At 48.2% G+C, this 21,186-nt stretch carries 22 protein-coding genes and 1 tRNA gene; 21 read left to right on the top strand and 2 right to left on the bottom strand.

The genetic code is table 11. The annotated features are described in order from the left end of the window. The first annotated feature begins 106 nt into the window (after window positions 1-106). The 11 genes from DWV73_RS01370 to DWV73_RS01420 all read left to right on the top strand — a co-directional run bounded on the left by DWV73_RS01370 (window position 107) and on the right by DWV73_RS01420 (window position 9,907). The gene (locus DWV73_RS01370) at window positions 107-1,099 is read left to right on the top strand and encodes an FAD-binding protein (protein WP_117795238.1); all 993 of its coding nucleotides are present in this window, start codon (window positions 107-109) and stop codon (window positions 1,097-1,099) included. A 357-nt stretch (window positions 1,100-1,456) separates the two neighbouring features. After that, complete coding sequence (locus DWV73_RS01375) at window positions 1,457-2,755, top strand: dicarboxylate/amino acid:cation symporter (RefSeq protein ID WP_106999738.1); 1,299 nt, start codon at window positions 1,457-1,459, stop codon at window positions 2,753-2,755. A gap of 250 nt (window positions 2,756-3,005) precedes the next feature. After that, window positions 3,006-4,022, top strand: a complete 1,017-nt coding sequence (locus DWV73_RS01380; RefSeq protein WP_106999739.1) for an aminopeptidase — start codon at window positions 3,006-3,008, stop codon at window positions 4,020-4,022. A 518-nt stretch (window positions 4,023-4,540) separates the two neighbouring features. Then, window positions 4,541-5,527 carry a LysR family transcriptional regulator gene (locus DWV73_RS01385; RefSeq protein WP_106999740.1) on the top strand — a complete coding sequence of 329 codons (987 nt, stop codon included), beginning with the start codon at window positions 4,541-4,543 and terminating at the stop codon, window positions 5,525-5,527. A gap of 300 nt (window positions 5,528-5,827) precedes the next feature. After that, entirely contained in the window at window positions 5,828-6,679 is an 852-nt protein-coding gene (gene ispH, locus DWV73_RS01390; RefSeq protein WP_106999741.1) for a 4-hydroxy-3-methylbut-2-enyl diphosphate reductase, read from the top strand. Next, complete coding sequence (gene rpsA / locus DWV73_RS01395) at window positions 6,660-7,742, top strand: 30S ribosomal protein S1 (protein WP_022360427.1); 1,083 nt, start codon at window positions 6,660-6,662, stop codon at window positions 7,740-7,742. Before ispH ends, rpsA begins: the two co-directional genes overlap by 20 nt. 52 nt (window positions 7,743-7,794) lie before the next feature. Beyond that, the gene (locus DWV73_RS13115) at window positions 7,795-7,944 is read left to right on the top strand and encodes a hypothetical protein (RefSeq protein WP_333549851.1); all 150 of its coding nucleotides are present in this window, start codon (window positions 7,795-7,797) and stop codon (window positions 7,942-7,944) included. A 285-nt stretch (window positions 7,945-8,229) separates the two neighbouring features. Next, window positions 8,230-8,544, top strand: a complete 315-nt coding sequence (locus DWV73_RS01405) for a PadR family transcriptional regulator (RefSeq protein ID WP_022360428.1) — start codon at window positions 8,230-8,232, stop codon at window positions 8,542-8,544. A 13-nt stretch (window positions 8,545-8,557) separates the two neighbouring features. Beyond that, window positions 8,558-9,379: a DUF1700 domain-containing protein gene (locus DWV73_RS01410; protein ID WP_117795240.1), complete on the top strand. Its 822-nt coding sequence runs from the start codon at window positions 8,558-8,560 to the stop codon at window positions 9,377-9,379. Window positions 9,380-9,391: 12 nt separating this feature from the next. Beyond that, on the top strand, window positions 9,392-9,652 hold the full coding sequence (locus DWV73_RS01415; RefSeq protein ID WP_117795242.1) for a hypothetical protein: 261 nt from the start codon (window positions 9,392-9,394) through the stop codon (window positions 9,650-9,652). A gap of 57 nt (window positions 9,653-9,709) precedes the next feature. Continuing rightward, window positions 9,710-9,907: a small, acid-soluble spore protein, alpha/beta type gene (locus DWV73_RS01420; RefSeq protein ID WP_117795244.1), complete on the top strand. Its 198-nt coding sequence runs from the start codon at window positions 9,710-9,712 to the stop codon at window positions 9,905-9,907. A gap of 68 nt (window positions 9,908-9,975) precedes the next feature. Here DWV73_RS01420 and DWV73_RS01425 read toward each other — a convergent pair. Further along, window positions 9,976-10,058 (bottom strand) — tRNA-Leu (locus DWV73_RS01425). Window positions 10,059-10,265: 207 nt separating this feature from the next. On the opposite strand from DWV73_RS01425, the gene DWV73_RS01430 reads away from it, so the two are divergent. From DWV73_RS01430 to DWV73_RS01460, 7 genes are all read left to right on the top strand, one after another. Next, complete coding sequence (locus DWV73_RS01430; RefSeq protein ID WP_022360432.1) at window positions 10,266-10,604, top strand: zf-HC2 domain-containing protein; 339 nt, start codon at window positions 10,266-10,268, stop codon at window positions 10,602-10,604. A 38-nt stretch (window positions 10,605-10,642) separates the two neighbouring features. Then, window positions 10,643-13,315 carry a DNA polymerase I gene (gene polA, locus DWV73_RS01435; protein WP_117795246.1) on the top strand — a complete coding sequence of 891 codons (2,673 nt, stop codon included), beginning with the start codon at window positions 10,643-10,645 and terminating at the stop codon, window positions 13,313-13,315. Window positions 13,316-13,334: 19 nt separating this feature from the next. Then, entirely contained in the window at window positions 13,335-13,916 is a 582-nt protein-coding gene (gene coaE / locus DWV73_RS01440; protein ID WP_107000385.1) for a dephospho-CoA kinase, read from the top strand. Window positions 13,917-13,923: 7 nt separating this feature from the next. Beyond that, window positions 13,924-14,721, top strand: a complete 798-nt coding sequence (locus DWV73_RS01445; protein ID WP_022360435.1) for an MBL fold metallo-hydrolase — start codon at window positions 13,924-13,926, stop codon at window positions 14,719-14,721. Between the two features lie 364 nt (window positions 14,722-15,085). Then, window positions 15,086-15,358, top strand: a complete 273-nt coding sequence (locus DWV73_RS01450) for an ACT domain-containing protein (RefSeq protein ID WP_022360436.1) — start codon at window positions 15,086-15,088, stop codon at window positions 15,356-15,358. 30 nt (window positions 15,359-15,388) lie between these two features. Beyond that, on the top strand, window positions 15,389-16,753 hold the full coding sequence (locus tag DWV73_RS01455; RefSeq protein WP_106999746.1) for a PFL family protein: 1,365 nt from the start codon (window positions 15,389-15,391) through the stop codon (window positions 16,751-16,753). 12 nt (window positions 16,754-16,765) lie between these two features. Then, window positions 16,766-18,178, top strand: a complete 1,413-nt coding sequence (locus DWV73_RS01460; protein ID WP_242995692.1) for an SAM-dependent methyltransferase — start codon at window positions 16,766-16,768, stop codon at window positions 18,176-18,178. 44 nt (window positions 18,179-18,222) lie between these two features. On the opposite strand, the gene DWV73_RS01465 is transcribed toward DWV73_RS01460, so the two are convergent. Further along, the gene (locus DWV73_RS01465) at window positions 18,223-19,116 is read right to left on the bottom strand and encodes a selenium metabolism-associated LysR family transcriptional regulator (RefSeq protein ID WP_147341917.1); all 894 of its coding nucleotides are present in this window, start codon (window positions 19,114-19,116) and stop codon (window positions 18,223-18,225) included. A gap of 341 nt (window positions 19,117-19,457) precedes the next feature. Between DWV73_RS01465 and yedE the strand changes: the two genes are divergently transcribed. From yedE to DWV73_RS01480, 3 genes are read left to right on the top strand one after another with little or no spacing between them, the layout of a single operon-like run. After that, entirely contained in the window at window positions 19,458-20,606 is a 1,149-nt protein-coding gene (yedE, locus tag DWV73_RS01470) for a YedE family putative selenium transporter (protein WP_117795250.1), read from the top strand. Window positions 20,607-20,625: 19 nt separating this feature from the next. Next, window positions 20,626-20,847, top strand: coding sequence for a sulfurtransferase TusA family protein (locus tag DWV73_RS01475; protein ID WP_106999760.1), 222 nt, complete (start codon window positions 20,626-20,628; stop codon window positions 20,845-20,847). A gap of 29 nt (window positions 20,848-20,876) precedes the next feature. Beyond that, window positions 20,877-21,116, top strand: coding sequence for a DUF3343 domain-containing protein (locus DWV73_RS01480; RefSeq protein WP_242995693.1), 240 nt, complete (start codon window positions 20,877-20,879; stop codon window positions 21,114-21,116). Window positions 21,117-21,186: the final 70 nt, after the last annotated feature.

The raw sequence follows: 21,186 nt of genomic DNA on the forward strand, positions 1-21,186 counted from the left end.
ATTCGCCGCAGGTTCTATGTTAGACTGAAATCCACAACCGAGAGGTACTGTGCATGTTTGAAGACAGCTGCAGGAACTCCGGCGAGAGGGAAAGGAGAGAACGATTATGAAAAAATCATTCCATACAGTTAAAAAGGCAGGGATTCTGACGGCGGCAGCGGTTCTGGGAACAGCGGCACTGGCGGGATGCGGCAGTAAGGCAGATACAACAGAGAGTGCAGCGGCAAGCGAGGAAGCAACCGAAGCGACCGGAGAGGCAGAAGCATCGGATGCACAGCTTGTCATCGCAGGTGGAGACAGCGCCGGACTGATCGCGGCGGTTCAGGCGGCAGCCGAGGGCATGGATCCGTCGAAGATCCTGATTCTGGCACCGGGCGAAGAGCTGGCGGCAGATATGACGGAGATGGCACCGTATGTCAATGCAGCCGATACGGATGAGCAGTTCCAGGCGAATCTTACGGATGATTTTGAGATTTATCTGTCCGATATTATGACGGCAGGAAATAATACGAACAATTCGGATATGGCGGCATATGTATCGGAGAACAGCGAAGAGGCGAAAGACTGGCTTGCCGACACACTGGGAATGGAGTATGGCGATCTGGCACAGGAGGCAGGTTCCTCGGTGGCCCGCAGTTTCCCGGCAAAAGAGGGAAATCTGAACGAGCTTGCACAGGAAGCGCTGCTTAAAAAAGTCGAAGAGCTGAAGATTCCGGTTGAATATAAGGCAGAATTAAAGAGCGTCGCTTACAATGAAGAAGGTGCCCTTGACCGCATCACTGTGACGGTGGACGGCAAGGATCAGGAGATTGACTGCCTGGCACTGGTAGCGACCGATGTCTCCCTGATTCCGGTTTTTGAGGAATCTCAGGTATATGAGGCAGATGGAAAGGCAGCTGCCTTGGTTGTCAGCAACAATGCGGAACAGCTAAACAAAGATAGCGGCGAGCTGATCAATGGTCTTTATGCAGCAGGTCCAATCCTGTCAGCGGCAGTAGACGGTGAAGGTGTGCTCTCCGGCAATGAGTTGACCGAGGCGGTTATGTTTGGTTCGACTGCAGGAACAGAAGCAGCGGTTTATGTTTCGGATAACCAGTAAAAGCTAAAATGGTTCACATATAATGCCATTTCTAAAAAAGTAGATGATACAGACGAAATAAAATAGAAACCTTTAAGAAGAAGGTTCAAGCAAGAAGCGGGTAAAAGCGAAAAAACTTTTACCCGCTTTTAGTATTTTACAGAAAACAGTACGGAATTGATTTGCAAAAATAAAATTGTTTTTATTATGGAGACAATACCTAAAAAGTAAGTCAGAACTAACTCTGTATCACTGAATTATTATAACTTATTCGCGATTCGATATATTTGTTTATAATAATCCGGCTTTTTGATACTATGTAGTCAAACCTCATGAGGAACACGAGAAATAAAAAACCATTACATAAGGGGGTATCACATGGTGGAGAAAACTAAAAATGGGGCGGAGAAAAAAGAAACTCCGTTGTACGTGAAAATATTCATTGCATTGTTTGCAGGTATCGCGTTTGGTTATGTTTTAAATTTTATGGGCGGCGTGGAGAATGAGATCATTAACGGATATGTCCTTCCGTTCTTCCAGTTCATTGGAGATTTGTTTATCAAGTTGATCAAGATGATTGTCGTTCCGCTGGTGTTCTTCTGTATCATCGACGCGGCACTTTCGCTGGGCGATATCAAGAAACTTCGAAGCATCGGCGTTAAAACCATCATCTGGTTTTTAGCAACTGGCGGTATTTCGGCAACCATCGGTCTGATACTTGCCAATATCATCAAACCGGGACGTGGCTTGCAGCTGGGAACGGCAGAGACAGCAATGGAGGTGAAAGAACTTCCGGGTATCTACCAGACACTGCTCGACTTAATTCCGTCCAACCCATTCCAGGCACTGACAAGCGGCGAGATGATGCAGATTATCGTCTTTTCCCTGTTTCTTGGATTTGCCATCATCAGCATTGGCAAGGAAGCACAGCAGTTATGTGACATCATCAGCCTTTGTTCACGGACGATGTTTAAGGTTATCGACATGATTCTTGGAATCATCCCTTACGGCGTATTCAGTTTGATGACTGTAGCACTTGCAAAATATGGCGTTGCCATCTTCGGACCGGTTCTGAAATTCATCTTAACTGACTATCTTGCCTGCATCACCATGAGTATTGTTGGATACAGCATTTTCCTTAGCGTGATTGGAAAGGTAAATCCGATGAAGTTCTGGCGCAAAGCGTTTGAACCTTGGATGATTGCATTTAGTACCTGTACTTCTTCAGCAGCTCTTCCGGTATCGATGGAAGTAGCACCGAAGAAGATGGGCGTTCCGAGAGATATTGCGAGTTTCGTACTTCCGCTTGGATGTACCGCTCAGATGAACGGAACGTGTGCATACTTTGGTATCGTTGTTCTCTTTGCCGCACAGCTGTACGGCGTAGAGTTAAGTATTCAGCAGCAGATTATGCTGGTTGTACAGGCAACCTTCTTAAGCGTTGGCTGTGCAGCAACTCCGCAGATTGGTCTGGTTATCAGCTTAACCCTGATGACCCAGATGGGACTTCCGCTGGATGCATATGCACTGGTAGCTGGAATCTATCGTATCATCGACCAGATTCACACATCTACTAACTCCGTAGGCGACCTGGTAGCATCTGTCTGCATTTCTCAGATGGAGGGCGAACTGGATCACGAGATTTTCAATCAGGAAGAAGCCAAAAAGGCAGCTTGAGTTTTAGAAAGAGACATCCCGGATTCGTATGAAATGTGAAATATATCTGGGCAGTAGTTATGTATGGAACCCGGAAAGCGGGGAAACGACAAATTTGTGCAGAACGTGAATCAAAGATGGAATATGGAACCCCCGGTTCTGAAAAGTCCACGTTTTCCGGATAAAAAGGAAAAAAACAGAAATAATTCCCACTTGCAAAGGTGAAAAAATTTAAGGGAACCAGACAAAACAAGAAAAGGAGATTAAAACTATGAGTGATAACAGAATTATCGAATGTATGGAACGTGCACAGTATCTTCTTGGCAACCTGATGGCTGTTAAACCGGGCGAGGAAGTTTTGATTGTCGTTGACCCTCAGACCGACGAGAGAATGACCCAGGCGATGGCAGCAGCCGCTTTAAACTGCGGCGCTGAGTACGGCGTATACATGATGCCGATTCGTGGAAAAGATAAAGCAACCATTTTCCCGAAATCTCTGGAACTTGGCATGGATGCCTGCGATGTATTTGTCGGCATGACAACTGCATCCGGTGCAGCTATATACAATAACCATCTGAAAGAGCTCATCAACCAGAAGAAACTCCGTGAGGTTTCCATCTGCTTAAGAAGTATCGATAACTTCACACGAGGCGGCGCTCTGGCAGACTACGAAGCAGTTTACGCAGATGGCGAGAAGCTGCAGGCTATCTGGAGAGGTCATAAGATGGCTCACATCACCACACCGGCTGGTACCGACCTGTACATGGAAATGAATCAGATGGAGCCGATCATCGAATGTGGTATCGCGAGAAATCCGGGCGATGCAATGGCTTGGTCTGACGGCGAGGTTTCCTTAGGACCGGTGATCGACACAACCCATGGCAAACTGGTAATTGATGGACCTATCTGCTACTATGGATGCCCGACCACACCGGTTGAGTTAAGAATCGAACAAGGGCGTATCGTAGAGGTAGTTGGCGGCGATCCGAAGATTTGTAAAGAAATCCGCCGTCAGATCGCAGAAGTTAAAGATTCCGACAACATCGCAGAGATCGGACTTGGACTTAATCCGGCTTGTATGTTTAACGGAGACTTCGAGGAAGAGAAGAAGGCAAGAGGAACCTGCCACATCGCAATGGGCAACGGATTCTACTATGGACAGCCTGCACGTTCGACCGTACATATCGACATGGTACAGTACAATCCGACCGTTATCTTCGACGAGGGAACACCAGAAGAAGTTCTGATCGTAAAAGACGGCAAGGTTGTTTGTTTGGGCGACAAATAATATGGCTATATATTAAGAAATATCAAGAACGAATTGTCAATGAAAGACTGCATGAATTGCGGCTGTGATTTCCCCTTGAGCAGCCGCAATATAAAACATCAGGAATTTGTAAAAGCTTAGGAATTGAATAAACCTCCATATTAAAAATGGAAGCTGTGGACGCAGGTTAGCTGCCTTAGATGTGCAGAGCGCAGGTGTTCGCAGCTTCTTTTGAGTGCTGATTCACGCACCTGGAAGTTTTGTAAAATAAGTTGGATTCTGCCTGAAAACGGACGGAAAATACAGTTTATTTGTTTACAGATATAGAAATCTTATGATAAAATAATAACAATAAAAAATAACTGTTAGATATGGCGGTTATATTCGTTTATAGCAGATTTTAGCATAGAGATATGGGAAAGCGGATCAGCCATATTTAAGTGTAGAGCCATGGCAAAATTCGTTATGGGTCATGTGTGCAAGAACCGTAACATCATTTAAGCAAAGCAGGATGGAAAATGGACAGGGGGAATTGACAAATGCTGAATGAAATGAAGTACGTGTATGAGGTTTACAAAGAAAAGAGTTTTTCCAAAGCGGCGAAGAAGCTTTTTATCAGCCAGCCAGCACTCAGCAACATGGTGCGGAAGGCAGAGAAAGAGATGGGAGCGCCGATTTTTGATCGCAGTACGATTCCGCTGACGGTGACGAAGGAGGGCGCGTATTACATCCGTACCGTTGAAAAGATTCTTTTTCTGGAACGGAATTTGGAACGGTATTTTCAAGATATTGCGGGGCTTCAGGGCGGCACGCTGGCGCTCGGCGGTGCATCTTATTTCTGCTCGTTTGTGTATCCGGATCTGATTGCCCGTTTTCAGACAAAATATCCGCAGGTTACGATTGACCTAACAGAAGGAAATACGCGGGAGCTGAAAGCGGGGTTGGAAAATGAGTCGCTGGATCTGGTGTTGGAGACGGCGATGGAGAAGGACGATACTTCGATCAAACGGTATTTATTCCGGAAGGAAAATCTGATTCTGGCAGTTCCGGAAAGTTTTCCGGTTAACCGGAAGCTGCAGCCATACCGACTGTCCAGGCAGGAGATTCTGTCCAAGTCCTTTTTAAAACCGGAGGTGGAGGCAGTTCCGTTAAAGGAATTTAAGGATGTGCCGTTTATCACGATGAAACCGGGCAATGATATGTATAAACGAGGCGCGAAAATGTGCCGCAACAGCGGTTTTACGATGAAAACTGTGATGATGGTGGATCAGGTGCTGACTTCTTTAAATATCGTCTCCAATGGGGTTGGAGCGATGTTTGTGCGTTCTGATATTGTACAGTGGCGTCCGGAGGACCCGAGGCTGGTCTATTATAAGATAGACGACCCGTTGTCTGAGCGGGAGATCACATTTTCGGTCAAGCGGGGGCGTTATGTGACGGCGGCGATGCGTGAGTTTATGCGTCTGGCAGGCATCCGGTCGGATGATCCGGACGCCGATCCGGCTGCCGGGAGGCAAAAGGAGTAACGGCAATTTCCGAAGACAGGGACTGAATGCGGCGTAAATTCCGGAATGTGGTTGCAAAATCAGTTAATCGTGTAAATTTTATATAATTTTACGTCGATTTAGACTTTACCAGCAGTCTAAAGTATGATAGACTATAACAATGAGGGTAAATGAGTTGCCGATTAAAGGCGGAAGAATTTCTATTCTGGAGAATTCGCGGGATGCTATGAGAGACAGGAGCAAAGGTGGATTTTATGAAGGAGACAGAGGGGATTTATTTATCCAAGACGATGAGGAATAGGAGGAATAGCGGGCAGGAACATGGAAATTACAGTTGCGAAGACGGCTGGCTTCTGCTTTGGCGTGAAGCGGGCAGTCGAGAAGGTATATGATCAGATAGCGACGGGGAAGAAGCCGATCTATACCTACGGTCCCATCATCCACAATGAAGAGGTGGTGCGGGATCTGGAAGAGAAGGGCGTACAGGTCATCCATTCGAAGGAGGAACTGGAAGCCCTGAAAGAAGGCGTGGTCGTCATCCGTTCCCACGGCGTAGGCAGGGAGATCTATGAACTCCTGGAACGCCAGGGACTGGAGCTTGTGGACGCGACCTGTCCATTTGTCAAAAAGATCCACAAGATTGTCCGGGAACAGTGCGAAGCCGGACGCCGCGTGATTATCGTGGGAAATGAGCACCACCCGGAGGTCGAGGGTATTAAAGGCTGGGGAAATGAGTATACTCTGGCAGTCGAGTCACTGGAGGAATTTGAAAATCTGGCACTCAGACCGGATGAAAAGCTCTGTATCGTGGCGCAGACGACATTTAACTACAATAAATTTCAAGATTTAGTTGAAAAAATTTCAAAAACGTATTATGATATACTTGTTTTAAATACGATTTGCAATGCAACACAGGAGAGACAGGTTGAGGCGAGGCAGATAGCTTCACAGGTTGATGTTATGATTGTGATTGGAGGCAAGAACAGTTCTAACACACAAAAGTTGTATGAGATTTGCCGCAGGGAATGTAAACACACTTACTACATTCAGACACTGGAAGATTTCAAGCCTGAGATAACAGGTACTGTGCGCAGCGTAGGTATTACAGCCGGGGCATCGACCCCAAATCAAATTATCGAGGAGGTTCATACTAATGTCAGAATTAAGTTTTGAACAAATGTTTGAAGAATCATCATTCAAGAGATTACGTACAGGAGAGGCTGTTACCGGTCAGGTTATCGGTGTCAAGGAAGACGAAATCATTCTCAGCATCGCTGGAAGCAAATCCGAAGGCATCATCACAAGAAGCGAATTCACCAATGAGCCGGGCGTAGATCTTAGAACCAAAGTTCAGGTCGGCGACGAACTGGAAGCAAAAGTTCTGAAAGTAAACGACGGAGAGGGCATGGCTGCTTTATCTTACAAGAGACTGGCTGCTGATAAGGGTCTGAAACGTCTGAAAGAAGCTTTCGAGAACAAGGAAGTTCTGAAAGAGAAAGTTACACAGGTTATGGAGAAAGGCCTCGTAGTAGAGGTTGAGGGAACCCGTGTATTCATTCCGGCAAGCATGGTTTCTGATACTTATGATAAAGACTTATCCAAGTACGCAGGTCAGGAGATTGAGTTCGTAGTTACCGAGTTCAATCCGAGCGGAAGAAGAAGCCGTATCATCGGCGACCGCAAGCAGATCCTGCTTGAGAAGAAAGCTGCTATGCAGAAAGAATTATTCGAGAAGATCGCTGTTGGTCAGACCGTAGAAGGTGTTGTTAAGAATGTAACTGATTTCGGTGCATTTATCGACCTTGGCGGCGCTGACGGTCTGCTTCACATCTCTGAGATGTCCTGGGGCAGAGTTGAGAACCCGAAGAAGGTTTTCAAAGTAGGCGATAAAGTAAAAGCTCTGATCAAAGATATCAACGGCGAGAAGATTGCTCTGAGCTTAAAGTTCCCGGAGAGCAATCCGTGGGCAAACGCAGCTGAGAAATATGCTGTAGGCAACGTAGTAGAAGGCAAGGTAGCACGTATGACTGATTTCGGCGCATTCGTTGAGCTGGAGCCAGGTGTAGATGCACTTCTTCACGTATCCCAGATTTCCAGAGAGCATGTTGACAAACCATCCGACGTACTGAGCGTAGGACAGGTTATCACTGCTAAGGTAGTTGATTTCAACGAGGCAGACCGCAAGATCAGCCTGAGCATGAAAGCTCTTGAGAATCAGGAAGCAGAAGAAAACTAATCAAACGGTTGACGCTAGTTTCTCATCGGACAGATAGTGCGTCAGACGGAGGATGAAAGAATCATCAGGCTGTCACTTCCACAGGAAGAATGTGGAGGTGGCAGCCGTTTTTGTGATGGCGTGGGACATGGTATTCTTGACCGGAACGCAGTTGGGTATTTCTGGGATTGGAAGAAAGAGCTGGCTGTTTCTGGCGCTGTAGAAAGCTATTTGGTGATTTTATTAAGATAAAAATGAAAACAGGCAGTATGGCGTATGTGATGGAACATAGGTTGTACGGTCTGTTTTTTGCGTGGTGAGGAGCGGAATACGGCGTGGTGAAGGGGGGAAGCAGAAAGATGGATTGGAGTGAGTCATAAGGATATTTGGAAAAATATTGACAAAGAAGGCACACTGATATATAATTCAGATACAATATTATATAACGTATAATATTAAACAAGAAAAAATATTATATTTTAAATCAGTGAATCTTAGGAGGGATAAGATGGTTTTTAATACAGGAGCTGCGCTTCTGGATGCGATCGTCCTTTCAGTTGTATCAAAATCTGCAGAAGGAACCTATGGATATAAGATCACGCAGGATGTCCGTCAGGCAATCGAAATATCGGAGTCCACGCTTTATCCGGTGTTGCGGCGGCTTCAGAAGGATGACTGCCTGGAAACATATGACCGGGCGATCGACGGCAGAAACCGACGGTATTACAAAATAACGGAGGCGGGACGGATTCAGCTGAATCTTTACCGGGGTGAGTGGAACGTGTATGCAGGAAAAATTTCAGAGATACTGAAAGAGGGATAAGGAGAGGCAGATCATGAAAAAAGAAGCATTTTTAGAGAGGCTGGAAGCGCTCTTGCAGGATATTCCGGAAGAAGAAAAACGGGATGCGATTGACTATTACCGCGATTATCTGGAGGAAGCGGGACCGGAGAAGGAAGAAGAGGTACTTGCAGAATTTCAGAGTCCGGAGCATATTGCCGAGGTAATCCGGATGGAGCTGCAGAGTGAATGGAGTGGCGGCGAATTTACAGACCGGGGGTACAATGACAGCCGGTTTGAAGAAAAGCGGACGACTTTATCCAGAAGCGGTGGGGCAGGACAGGGAGAACGAGAAAAAGAAGCAGGATTTCAGGCTGGAACCGAGGATGCCCCATTCCGGGAATTTCGGGATGAGGAAACGGGAGAAAATGCGGCATCCAATGAGAATCAAAGAAGCCGTCTGAGCGAGATGCTGCATTGCTTAAAAGAAAAAATAACCGGTTCCAAGATTGGAATGGTTGTGGCAGTTCTGGTAGTGCTTGCAGTTCTTCCATTTATCTTTTCGCTGGTAACGGGAACTGTGGGAAGTGTTTTTGGGCTGGCAGTCGCACTGGCAGCGATACTGGTGGTGCTGGGACTGATGACGGTGCTGGTGTTTGTTGGCGGAATTATGCTGTTTGTTCTGGGTACGGCGAGTCTGTTTGAACATTTTGCGATGGGACTGATGTTCATCGGATTGGGTATCGCGGCAGAGGGCAGCTGTCTGCTTCTGATATGCGGCTGTATCCTGTTTTACGGTGTATTTCTGCCGTGGGCAGTCAAGGGAATCATTCAGCTTTGCCGTCAGGCGGCAGGTTATCTGTCAGCCAGGGCGTAGGAGGATAGGAAAATGAAAAAATGGATGAAAAAAATGGCAATCATAGGCGCTGTCCTCTTTGTGGGTGGAATCGGCGTGACATCGATTGGCGCTGCCATCGGAGGCGCAGCTGCCGGACTGGATTTTCTGATCGATCAGGAAAAAAATTTTCAGGATAAATATAATTGGGGTGATTCTGAGGAAATATGGGATGATACGGAGCAGCTGCCGGAAGAGCTTGATGAGTCGGATGAGGTAAAAGAGCAGCTGAACGGAGAAAGACAATACGAATAGATTTCCAGAAAATGGACATACTCTGAGTACACAAGATGGAAAGGAGTATGTTTTTTTATGGATGAAAATAAGGTGGATTTTGAGAAAATGACCCCGGCAGAGCGGCTGAAATATGAGGTGGCGGAAGAAGTTGGATTGGCGGACAAGGTACGACAGTATGGCTGGAGAAGCCTGACTGCCAAGGAGAGCGGGCGGATTGGCGGTCTGATGACGAAGAAAAGGCGGGAAATGAAGCAGGATAAGAAAGACGGATAATTCCCTTAAAACACCGAAACCCCTTGAAAATAAAGGAAAAATCCAATATTTTCAAGGGGTTTCAAATCTGCCGGCTGCGGGACTTGAACCCGCACGGTGTTGCCACCAATGGATTTTGAGTCCACCTCGTCTGCCATTCCGACAAGCCGGCTGTCTATCGACGCTTTTTATCTTACCAAAATTGGAGACAGATTGCAACTGTTTTTTTGTTTGTTTTGAAATTAAGAAGCGAAGCATTCGCAGGGGCTTGCGTGTTTCATTAAAATAAGGTATGATTAGGTTCAAATGGGTTTATGAACGCGTCATGCGTGAATGATAATTCATATGGAATGACAGACTGGAAAAGGAGGTGGCGTCTGTGACCTGTCGGGAAGCGGAGCGTCTTGTGACGCCGTATATCCAGGATAAACTGAGCGGGGATGAGCTGGAAGCGTTTCTGGAGCATCTGGAACATTGCCGCAACTGTCAGGAAGAATTGGAAATTTATTTTATGGTGGATGTCGGACTGAAACAGCTGGACACCGGATCGGGTACTTTTGATATCATGGGCGCACTGCAGAAGCGGATCGCTGAGTCATATGCCCGTGTGCGCCGGATGTGGCGCTTCCGGAAAATGGAGTATGCGGTCAATACGCTGGGCGTGATGGCGGTATTGGTGACGGTGATGCTGCAGGTCAGGATTTGGCTGGCACCATAGAAAAAAGCAACAAGTGATAGAACAGGAGACGGAAACAGATGGGCAAATTAGTGCTGATAGATGGTCATAGTATACTCAACCGGGCATTTTACGGGGTGCCGGAGTTGACAAATTCGAAGGGACTCCACACCAATGCAGTGTACGGATTTTTAAATATCATGTTCCGGGTGATCGAAGATGAGGGGGCAGACTATCTGGCAGTGGCATTTGACTTGAAAGAGCCAACATTCCGTCACAAAATGTATGCGGCATACAAGGGAACGAGAAAACCGATGCCGCAGGAGCTGCATGAGCAGGTTCCGGTGATGAAGGAAGTGCTGACAGCGATGGGCGTGCCGATTCTTACCAAGGCGGGGTATGAGGCAGACGATATTCTGGGAACGATCGCGAAACGCTGTGCGGCGGAGGGCGTGGAGGTTTCTATCGTATCAGGAGATCGTGACCTGCTGCAGCTTGCAGATACGCACATTAAGATTCGGATGCCACGTACTTCGAAAGGTACGACGGAGATACGCGACTATTACCCGGAGGATGTGAAGGCGGAGTATCAGGTGACGCCGATCGAATTTATTGATGTAAAGGCGCTGATGGGCGATACTTCGGATAATATTCCGGGCGTGCCATCGATCGGTGAAAAGACGGCAACCAGCCTGATTACCACCTACGGAAGCATTGAGAATGCGTATGCACACATTGATGAGGTAAAGCCGCCGCGTGCACAGAAAGCGCTTCGGGAGCATTATGACATGGCGCAGATGAGCAAGGATCTGGCAACGATCCGTATCAATTGCGAGATTGGTTTTTCGCTGGAGGAGGCGAAGCTGGATTCGCTTTACACGCCGGAGGCATATCAGTATATGAAGCAGCTGGAATTTAAGTCCATTCTGCAGAAATTTGGTGAGGACGCCTTTGCGTCATCAGAAATGGAAAAATCTTTCCGTTTGGTAAATGATTTTGGCGAGGCACAGGTGATTTTTGACCGTGCACAGCGGGCGGAGGAGATCGGCGCGCAGCTGGTGATTGAAAAAGAAGAGGTTGTGGCACTGGCACTCTGCCTGGACGGGACATCGATCTATGCGATCCCGGCAGTTGGATTTCTGACCGGACAGTATCTGGCGGAGGAGCTGGAACGCCTGATGGAGGTGGTTCCGTCTGTGACGGTTCTGGATCTCAAGATCCAGCTTCCATTTCTTAAAAATCATAGCCGCCGGATCGTGGACGGCATCCGGAATGCAGAAGGAAACCGTGCGGTTATGGACGCAGGCGTGGCGGCGTATCTGTTAAATCCGCTCAAGGATACCTATGGATATGATGACCTGGCGCGCGATTACCTGGATATGACCGTGCCGTCACAGGTCGATTTGCTTGGAAAAACGGCGCTGTCGGATGCATTTGAGACAATGCCGGAGAAAGCGTTGAATTGTGTCTGCTACATGGCATATACGGCGTGGAAATCGCGGGAAATCCTGCTGGGGCAGCTTCGAAGACATGGAATGCTGCATCTCTTTTATGAGATAGAGATGCCGGTTATTTACAGCCTCTACCATATGGAAGAGGAAGGTATTCAGGTGCGCAGGGAGGAATTGAAAGCCTACGGCGAACGCCTCCAGACGCAGGTAGAGAAACTGGAGCAGGAGATTTACGCCGAGACGGGCTGTGAATTTAATATTAATTCCCCGAAGCAGCTGGGTGAGGTTTTATTTGAAAAAATGTCCCTGCCGGGCGGCAAAAAGACGAAGACCGGCTATTCGACGGCGGCGGATGTGCTGGAAAAACTGGCGCCGGAGTATCCGGTTGTGCGGAAAGTATTAGACTATCGCCAGGTGGCGAAACTCAAATCGACCTATGCGGATGGGCTGGGTGCATTTATCCGGGAGGACGGACGAATCCACGGAACCTTTAACCAGACGATCACAGCGACAGGACGTATCAGCAGTACAGAGCCGAACCTGCAGAACATTCCGGTGCGTATGGAGCTGGGACGCGAGATCCGGAAGCTGTTTGTACCGCGCGAGGGCTGTGTGCTGGTTGACGCTGATTATTCCCAGATTGAGCTGCGTGTGCTGGCGCATATGTCGAATGACAAGAACCTCATCCAGGCATACCGACAGGCGGAGGACATCCACGCGATCACGGCGTCGCAGGTATTCCATGTGCCGCTTGAGGAAGTGACACCGCAGCTTCGCCGCAATGCAAAAGCAGTCAATTTCGGTATCGTATATGGTATCAGCGCGTTTGGGCTGGGCGAAGATCTCGGTATTTCCCGCAAGGAAGCAACCGAGTACATTGAGCGCTACTTTGAAACCTACCCGGATGTCAAACGTTTTCTCGATGGTCTGGTAAAAACGGGCAGGAAATACGGCGAGGTCAAGACTATGTATGGGCGTGTGAGACCGATTCCGGAGCTGAAATCCGGCAATTTTATGCAGCGTTCGTTCGGTGAGCGTGTGGCGATGAATTCCCCGATTCAGGGAACTGCAGCCGACATTATCAAGATTGCGATGATCCGCGTCGATCAACGCCTGCGCCGCGAAGGACTGCGTTCCCGCATTGTCCTCCAAGTGCACGATGAACTCCTGGTTGAAACCTGGAAAGAAGAGCTGGAACAGGTGCAGTCGATTCTGGCGACGGAGATGAAACGTGCGGCGCAGCTGCAGGTGGAGCTGGAAATCGATATGAAGACGGGAAATTCGTGGTTTGAAACGAAATAATGGAAAGGTACAGATAAACATGAAGATAATCAGTATTACCGGAGGCGTTGGTTCCGGTAAGAGTGAGGTCCTGCGTGTGCTGCAGGAGGAATTTGACGCGGAAATTATTAAGGCAGATGAAGTGGCTCACCAGCTCATGGAGCCGGGTAAGAAAGGCTATCAGCATGTGGTAGAGGCGTTGGGTGATTCCTTTTTAAATAAGGACGGCAGCATTGACCGCAAAAAGCTGGCGGCGCTTATTTTCCAGAATAAAGAGGCGGTGGAGACGATGAACGCCATCATCCACCCGATGGCGTGGGAGGAGATCCGCTATGCGATCAACCATTCCGACAAGGAGATCATCGTTGTGGAGGCAGCTCTCTATGATGACGACCATAATGCGATGTTTGATGAAATCTGGTATGTATACACATCGGTGGAAAACCGCATCAAGCGTCTGATGGCAAGCCGCGGCTACAGCGAGGAAAAATGCCGGGGCATCATGGCAAATCAGGCATCCGAGGACGATTACCGGAGTTTTGCGACGCGTGTGTTGGACAACAACGGCGGGATTGAGGATATTCGGAAGCAGATAGCGTCATTTTTAGGAAAAGAGGATTAGGATACATATGCGGATGGTTAGTATTGCCAGCGGCAGCAGCGGGAATTGTATTTATATAGGAAGCGACAACACCCACGTTCTGGTGGATGCGGGGATCAGCAACAAGCGTATTGAGATGGGGTTAAATGACCTGGGGCTGAATGCGCGGGAACTGGATGGAATTCTCATCACGCATGAACATTCCGACCACATCAAAGGGCTCGGCGTGCTGGCGCGCAAATATGGCACACCTATTTACAGTACAAAAGAGACATTAGAGGAAATTCAGGATTCCAAGAGTCTTGGCGAGATTCCGGAAGATCTGATGCACCCGATTACGCCGGATGTTGATTTTATGGTAGGAGATCTGGAAGTCAAACCGTTCCGGATCGACCATGATGCAGCGAATCCTGTTGCCTACCGGGTTCAGAATGAAAAAAGATCGGTGGCGGTGGCGACGGATATGGGGCATTATTCCCAGTATATCATTGACCATCTGCAGGGGCTGGATGCGATTTTGCTGGAAGCCAACCACGATGTCAAAATGCTGGAGGCAGGACCGTATCCGTATTACCTGAAGCGTCGTATCTTAGGCGATTACGGACACCTTTCCAATGAAAATGCGGGACGGCTTTTAAGTTCCATTTTGCATGACAATTTGAAGCATATTTTCCTGGGGCATCTGAGTAAGGAAAATAATTACGAAGAGCTGGCATATGAGACGGTGCGTCTGGAGATCACAGAGGGAGATACGCCGTATAAGGCGAATGATTTCCCGATCACAGTGGCAAAACGCGATGCAGTGTCGCAGATTGTGACGGTGTAGAAGACGTAAAAGTATTAAAATTGGTTATACAAAGTCTGAAAACAAGCCAGAAGATATATTTGGGGTTATGGCTTGGAGGCATGGACAAACGTGTGGGGTTGACAGAAATATCGTTACTGTACACGCATACGTGTCCAGTAACGGAATTTGCCGTGGCTTCGCATTTAAATACGGCAAATTCCTGCTGGCACCACGTTTTCTTACGGCACTTTCGGTTCCAAAAGTGCCTACCCGTGTACAGCAACGAAATATCATTTTAGGTGTAAAAGTCAGCAGCCGGATGGCAGTTGAATTTTTATAGAAATTAGTAAGTCATAAAAACATTTCCGCCATAGGACGGAGAGCACACAGGAGGATGAAAGCTATGAGTAAGATTATTATTACTATCGTTGGACAGGACCGCGTCGGTATCGTTGCAAAAACGTGTAATTATCTGGCTGACCACAACATGAACATTCTTGACATCACGCAGACGATCCTGCAGGAATATTTCAACATGATGATGATCGTGGATATTTCCGGTTCCAAGACATCCTTTGATGATATGGCGCATGAGCTGGACAAGCTGGGACAGGAGATCGGCGTAAAGATTCTCTGTCAGAGAGAAGAGATTTTTACCAGTATGCACAGAATCTAAGCAAATATTTTCAGAAAGGACGTAAAACCAATGATTAACATGCAGGAAGTTCTGGAAACTAATAACATGATCGCGCATGAAAAACTGGATGTGCGGACGATCACGATGGGTATCAGCCTCTTAGACTGTGTGGACAGTGATCTGGCGAAGATGAATGAGAAGATCTACAATAAGATTACAACTTATGCGAAAGATCTTGTATCGACCGGCGATGCCATCGGACGTGAATTTGGGGTTCCGATCGTCAATAAACGTATCTCGGTTACTCCGATCGCGCTGGTAGGTGGAAGTGCCTGCAAGAAGAGCGAGGATTTTGTAGAGATTGCGAAAACACTTGATAAGGCAGCGAAAGAAGTGGGCGTCAACTTTATCGGCGGCTATTCCGCATTGGTTTCCAAGGGAATGACACCGGCGGAAGAGCTTCTGATCCGCTCGATCCCGCAGGCACTTGCCTGCACCGACCGTGTGTGCAGCTCCATCAATGTCGGTTCTACCAAGACAGGTCTTAACATGGATGCGGTCCGTCTGATGGGCGAGATGGTTGTGGCAACCGCAGAGGCAACGAAGGACAATGATTCTCTCGGCTGTGCGAAGCTGGTTGTATTCTGCAACGCGCCGGATGATAACCCGTTCATGGCAGGTGCATTCCATGGCGTGACTGAGGCGGATGCGATCATCAACGTCGGCGTCAGCGGTCCGGGAGTTGTAAAGACGGCTCTGGAAAAGGTACGTGGCGAGAACTTTGAGGTGCTGTGTGAGACGATCAAGAAGACGGCGTTCAAGATCACCCGTGTTGGACAGCTGGTAGCACAGGAGGCATCCAAACGTCTGGGCGTTCCGTTTGGCATCATTGATCTGTCGCTGGCACCGACTCCGGCAGTCGGAGACAGTGTGGCGGAGATTCTGGAAGAGATCGGCTTAGAGCGCAGTGGTGCACCGGGTACAACAGCAGCGCTGGCAATGTTAAATGATCAGGTTAAGAAGGGCGGCATCATGGCGTCCTCCTATGTTGGCGGACTCAGCGGTGCGTTTATTCCGGTCAGCGAGGATCAGGGCATGATCGATGCAGTTTCTGAGGGTGCGCTTACGATTGAGAAGCTGGAAGCAATGACCTGTGTCTGCTCTGTAGGTCTTGATATGATTGCGATCCCAGGCGATACGAAAGCGACCACGATCGCCGGTATCATCGCGGACGAGGCGGCAATCGGCATGATCAACCAGAAGACAACGGCAGTCCGCCTGATTCCGGTCATCGGAAAAACAGTGGGCGATACGGCAGAGTTCGGCGGTCTGCTTGGCTATGCGCCGATCATTCCGGTCAACCGTTTCTCCTGCGACAACTTTGTCAAACGTACCGGACGTATCCCGGCACCAGTACACAGCTTTAAGAACTAATAGGAGTTTCATATGGAAAAATCACAGGAACTGAGAGAGGTGCTTCTGCGGTATCTCGATGCCGATCTGGAGCGAATCATTTTCAGCAACCCGAGAACCCGTGAATCCTATCTGAAATTAACCGTGCGTCCTCTGCTTTTGCGGGGGGCGCTTGCTTTTCAGACGGAAGAATTTACGGAAAAACAGGCATTTCAGAAAAATCAGAACGCAGAAAAGACCGTCGAGTACCTGCTCGGAGAACTGGAAAACCGTTACCGCAATGCGGAGATCGCGTCGCTTCACGGGATTGTCAATATTCTGATCAGTAAGAAGGGGACAGTGACGATCAAAGAGAAGAAGGTAGGGGTTAAAAGGGCAGAGAATCGGACGGTATCGGTGGCAGCAGGTGATGTGCAGAAAGCTGGAAAGCAGATGCCGGCGAAGAGTCATGCAGATGTGAAAGAAAATTCGCTCGAAAAATCGGGTCAGAGTCAGTCAAGTCACGAAAACGGAAAGATGCAGAGAAGTGCTAAAATACAGGGAAATGGTAAACTGCAGAGCAATGCGAAACAGCAGAAAAATGCAGGAACAGGACTGTCGGCTGGCATGGATGCCGCAGCGTTTTCAGAACGTCTGGCTTCGTTATCCCATAACCGTACTAAAAAATACGTCCTTCAGGAAGGCGTCCCAGTCCCATTTCTGGTAGATCTCGGTGTCATGACGGCAGAAGGCAAAGTTGTGAAATCCCGCTACGACAAATTTCGCCAGATCAACCGTTTCCTGGAATTTATTGAGGATGTACTTCCGAATCTCGATCCGAACCGGACGAATACGATCATTGATTTCGGATGCGGGAAATCATATCTGACGTTTGCGATGTATTACTATCTGCATGTGCTGAAAAAATATTCGATCCGTGTCATCGGTCTGGATCTGAAAAAAGATGTCATTGCGCTCTGCAACCGCCTGAGCAAGAAGTTTGGATTTGAGAACCTGACCTTCCTGCACGGCGACATCGCCGGATATGAGGGCGTCGATCAGGTCGATATGGTCGTGACGCTGCACGCCTGTGATACAGCGACCGATTATGCGCTGGCAAAAGCGGTCAAATGGGGCGCAAAAGTCATTCTTTCCGTTCCATGCTGTCAGCATGAGATTAACAAGCAGATTCAGAACGACCTTCTGTCGCCGGTTTTACAGTACGGTCTTCTGAAAGAACGTATGTCGGCGCTTCTGACCGACGGAATCCGTGGGCAGCTCCTCGAAATGTCCGGCTACCGGACGCAGATTCTCGAATTCATCGACATGGAACATACACCGAAAAACATCATGATCCGTGCGATCCGCCAGGGCAAGAAAGCAGACGGGGCGGCATTAGAGACAATGATGAAGGAATTGCATGTGAAGCCGACATTGTATGGATTGTTGGTGGGGGAAGAGGCGTAGGAAATTTAGAAAGCACTTTTATGGGGGTTGATAATGCTGGACAGTTATAGCTGATAAAACCTCTTCGCAAATTCCAAAAACACCCCGCCTTCCTCCGCCATATACTTAACCGGTGAATACACCAGATAGAGTTTCCGGAGAAAGGCAGCTTCCCCAAGCGGAAAGAGAAGCAGTTTCCCCTGCCGTGCATCTGCCTGTATAGTTGCTTTTGAGAGAATGGAGATGCCCATTCCCAGCATGATACACTGCTTGAGGGCGGCGGCATCGTCCATCACGGCAATAACATTTAAATCATCGAGTGAAAGCCCTTTATTTTTCAGGAAATAAAGGGTTTCCTGTTTTGTGCCGGAATTATCTTCCCGGAGCAGAAACGGTTCTTTTAAAAGGGCATCCAGCGGTGATGGAATAGACTGGTAAGCCTGATAATGCGGTGTGGCGGGGGCAGCGATCACAAGCTCATCGGAGGCAAATGGGAGAAATTCGCAGGAGGTGTCCGAGGTAGTAGTTCCGACCAGACCGATGTCGCAGATGCCGTCATCCACCTTATGTACAACGTCCAGGCTGTCTGAGCAGGAGGCATAGACACGGATATCAGGATGAACTGCGTGATAAGCGCTTAAAAGTTCCGGCAGAAAATAAAGGGACGGAACGGAGGATGCGCCGATCCGAAGCTGCGGTTTCGTCTCGTTGGCGAGTTCCACGATTGCTTTCTGCTGCAGGGTCAGAATCTCCGTGGCATAGGAATATAATTTTGTCCCGGCAGGAGTCAGGGAGAGCGATTTGGTGGTGCGCTTTAAAAGCTGGGTGTGAAATTCCTCCTCCAGACTGCGGATGTGGGCGCTGACAGTCGGCTGTGAGATGTACAGCTTCTGGGCGGCAAGCGAAAAACTCTGATATTTGACGGTGTACACGAAAGCTTCTAATTGGCGGATGTCCATATATTTAAAATCCTTTCTATAGATAAAATCAATTTTTAATGATTCTGTGATAAAATCCAAAATTAAAATGAATAGTAGACAGGTGAAAACAATCTCTAAAGAAGAGTGTAGCTTTATTTATTGAAAATATCAATAAGTTTATAGCAAATATCAATATAAACGATTTTACCATAAAAATACAGGATGTTATACTTGTCTGCGGAAAGTATGGATAGATCCATGAAATGTACGCGCTTGAAATTTTTCTTGTTTGATTTTGTGAGATGATTTTTTTGCCAGATGCACTCAAATTTCTGATATGTATTGATGAAATGCTAGTGTGGTGCGTGAAATCACCCACAATGACGAGGGTGAGAAAAACTTTAAGAGTACATGAAATAAAAAAGGAGGCAGGTATGAAAGTATTTGACAAGACATGGAAGCTGGCAGTGGCAGGCGCGCTTGTGGGTGTGCTGGCAGCATTGCTGGCGTATTTTGGAAATCCGGCCAATATGGCGATCTGTATTGCGTGCTTCGTACGTGATACGGCGGGCGCGCTGAAACTTCACTCAGCAGCACCGGTTCAGTATTTCCGTCCGGAGATTGTAGGATTTGCAGTGGGAGCATTTGCGATCTCACTGGTGACGAACGAGTATAAGGCGACAGCAGGTTCTTCACCGATGATCCGCTTTGTTCTGGGTGCGATCATGGTAATCGGCGCGCTGGTATTCTTAGGGTGTCCGCTGCGTATGGTTCTGCGTATGGCAGCCGGTGACCTGAATGCGTATGTAGCGCTGGTTGGATTTGCAGGCGGTATTGCAACTGGTTCGTTCTTCCTGAAAAAGGGATTTTCACTGGGCAGAGCGTATGAGACGCAGAAATCAAGCGGATATGTGCTTCCGGTGCTCCTTTTGGCGCTTTTTATCATTGGAGCAGTAACAGGCGTATACGCAGCCAGCACGGAAGGACCGGGAAGCAAGCACGCACCGGTTCTGATTTCCCTGGTTGCGGCTCTCCTGATTGGTGCATTGGCACAGAAGAGCCGTATGTGTTTTGCAGGTAGCATCCGTGATGTGATTCTGATGAAAAACTTTGATCTGCTCAGCATTATCGGCGCACTGTTTGCAGTCATGCTGATTTTTAACCTTGCAACTGACAATTTCCATTTGAGCTTTTCCGGTCAGCCGATCGCGCACTCCCAGCATCTCTGGAATATTCTGGGTATGTATGCCGTTGGATTTGCAGCCGTTCTGGCTGGCGGATGCCCGCTGCGTCAGATCATTCTGGCAGGGCAGGGCTCCTCGGACAGTGCGGTAACCTTTCTGGGAATGCTGTTAGGGGCGGCACTTGCACACAATTTTAACCTGGTTGGTGCGGCAGCAAAAGCGGCAACCGAGACAGAGGCAGCCGTTTTGGGTGGTCCGGCGATGCCGGGCAAAATTGCCGTAATTGTATGTATTGCCCTGTTATTCGTGATTGCAGCGGCAAATATGAAACGTAGAAAGAAATAAAGAAAAGAGGAAACGGAAAATGTCAGATTTTGTTGAGGTAGATGTGCGGGGACTCTCCTGTCCGGAACCGGTTTTGATGGTGATGGATGCGATGGATGAACATCCGGGAAAACAGATCCGTGTGCTTGGCGATGAGGCACACACCCGGACGAATATTGAGCGCACGTTGGAGTATCATGGAAAAGAGGGGCACACCGAGGTGCTGGAAAACGGCTGTTTCACCATTACCTTTGAAGCGTGATGCTGCTCTGGAATATTAAATAGGTGGAAATGATGAGGCAGAAACGGGAATATCGGATTTTTACCTTTCACACGACGGCTGCGGCGATGGAGATGGAGGCATTCTGCCGGGAACAGGGAATCAGAGGGCGCCTGGTGCCTGTCCCACGCGAACTCTCAGCAGGCTGTGGAATTGCCTGGCGGATGGAACCGGCGGAATATGAACGGTTTCAGGGAGTGATTGCGGAGAGCCAGATTGAGATCGAGCAGAGCTGTGTGATGATGAATTAAACAAAATGTTATGTTAGAGCAGATATCATAGAAAAAGTATATAGGAAAAAGCGGCGGTATCGGCAGCAGC

The organism is Clostridium sp. AF12-41, assembly GCF_003461685.1.
Taxonomy (GTDB): domain Bacteria; phylum Bacillota; class Clostridia; order Lachnospirales; family Lachnospiraceae; genus Otoolea; species Otoolea fessa.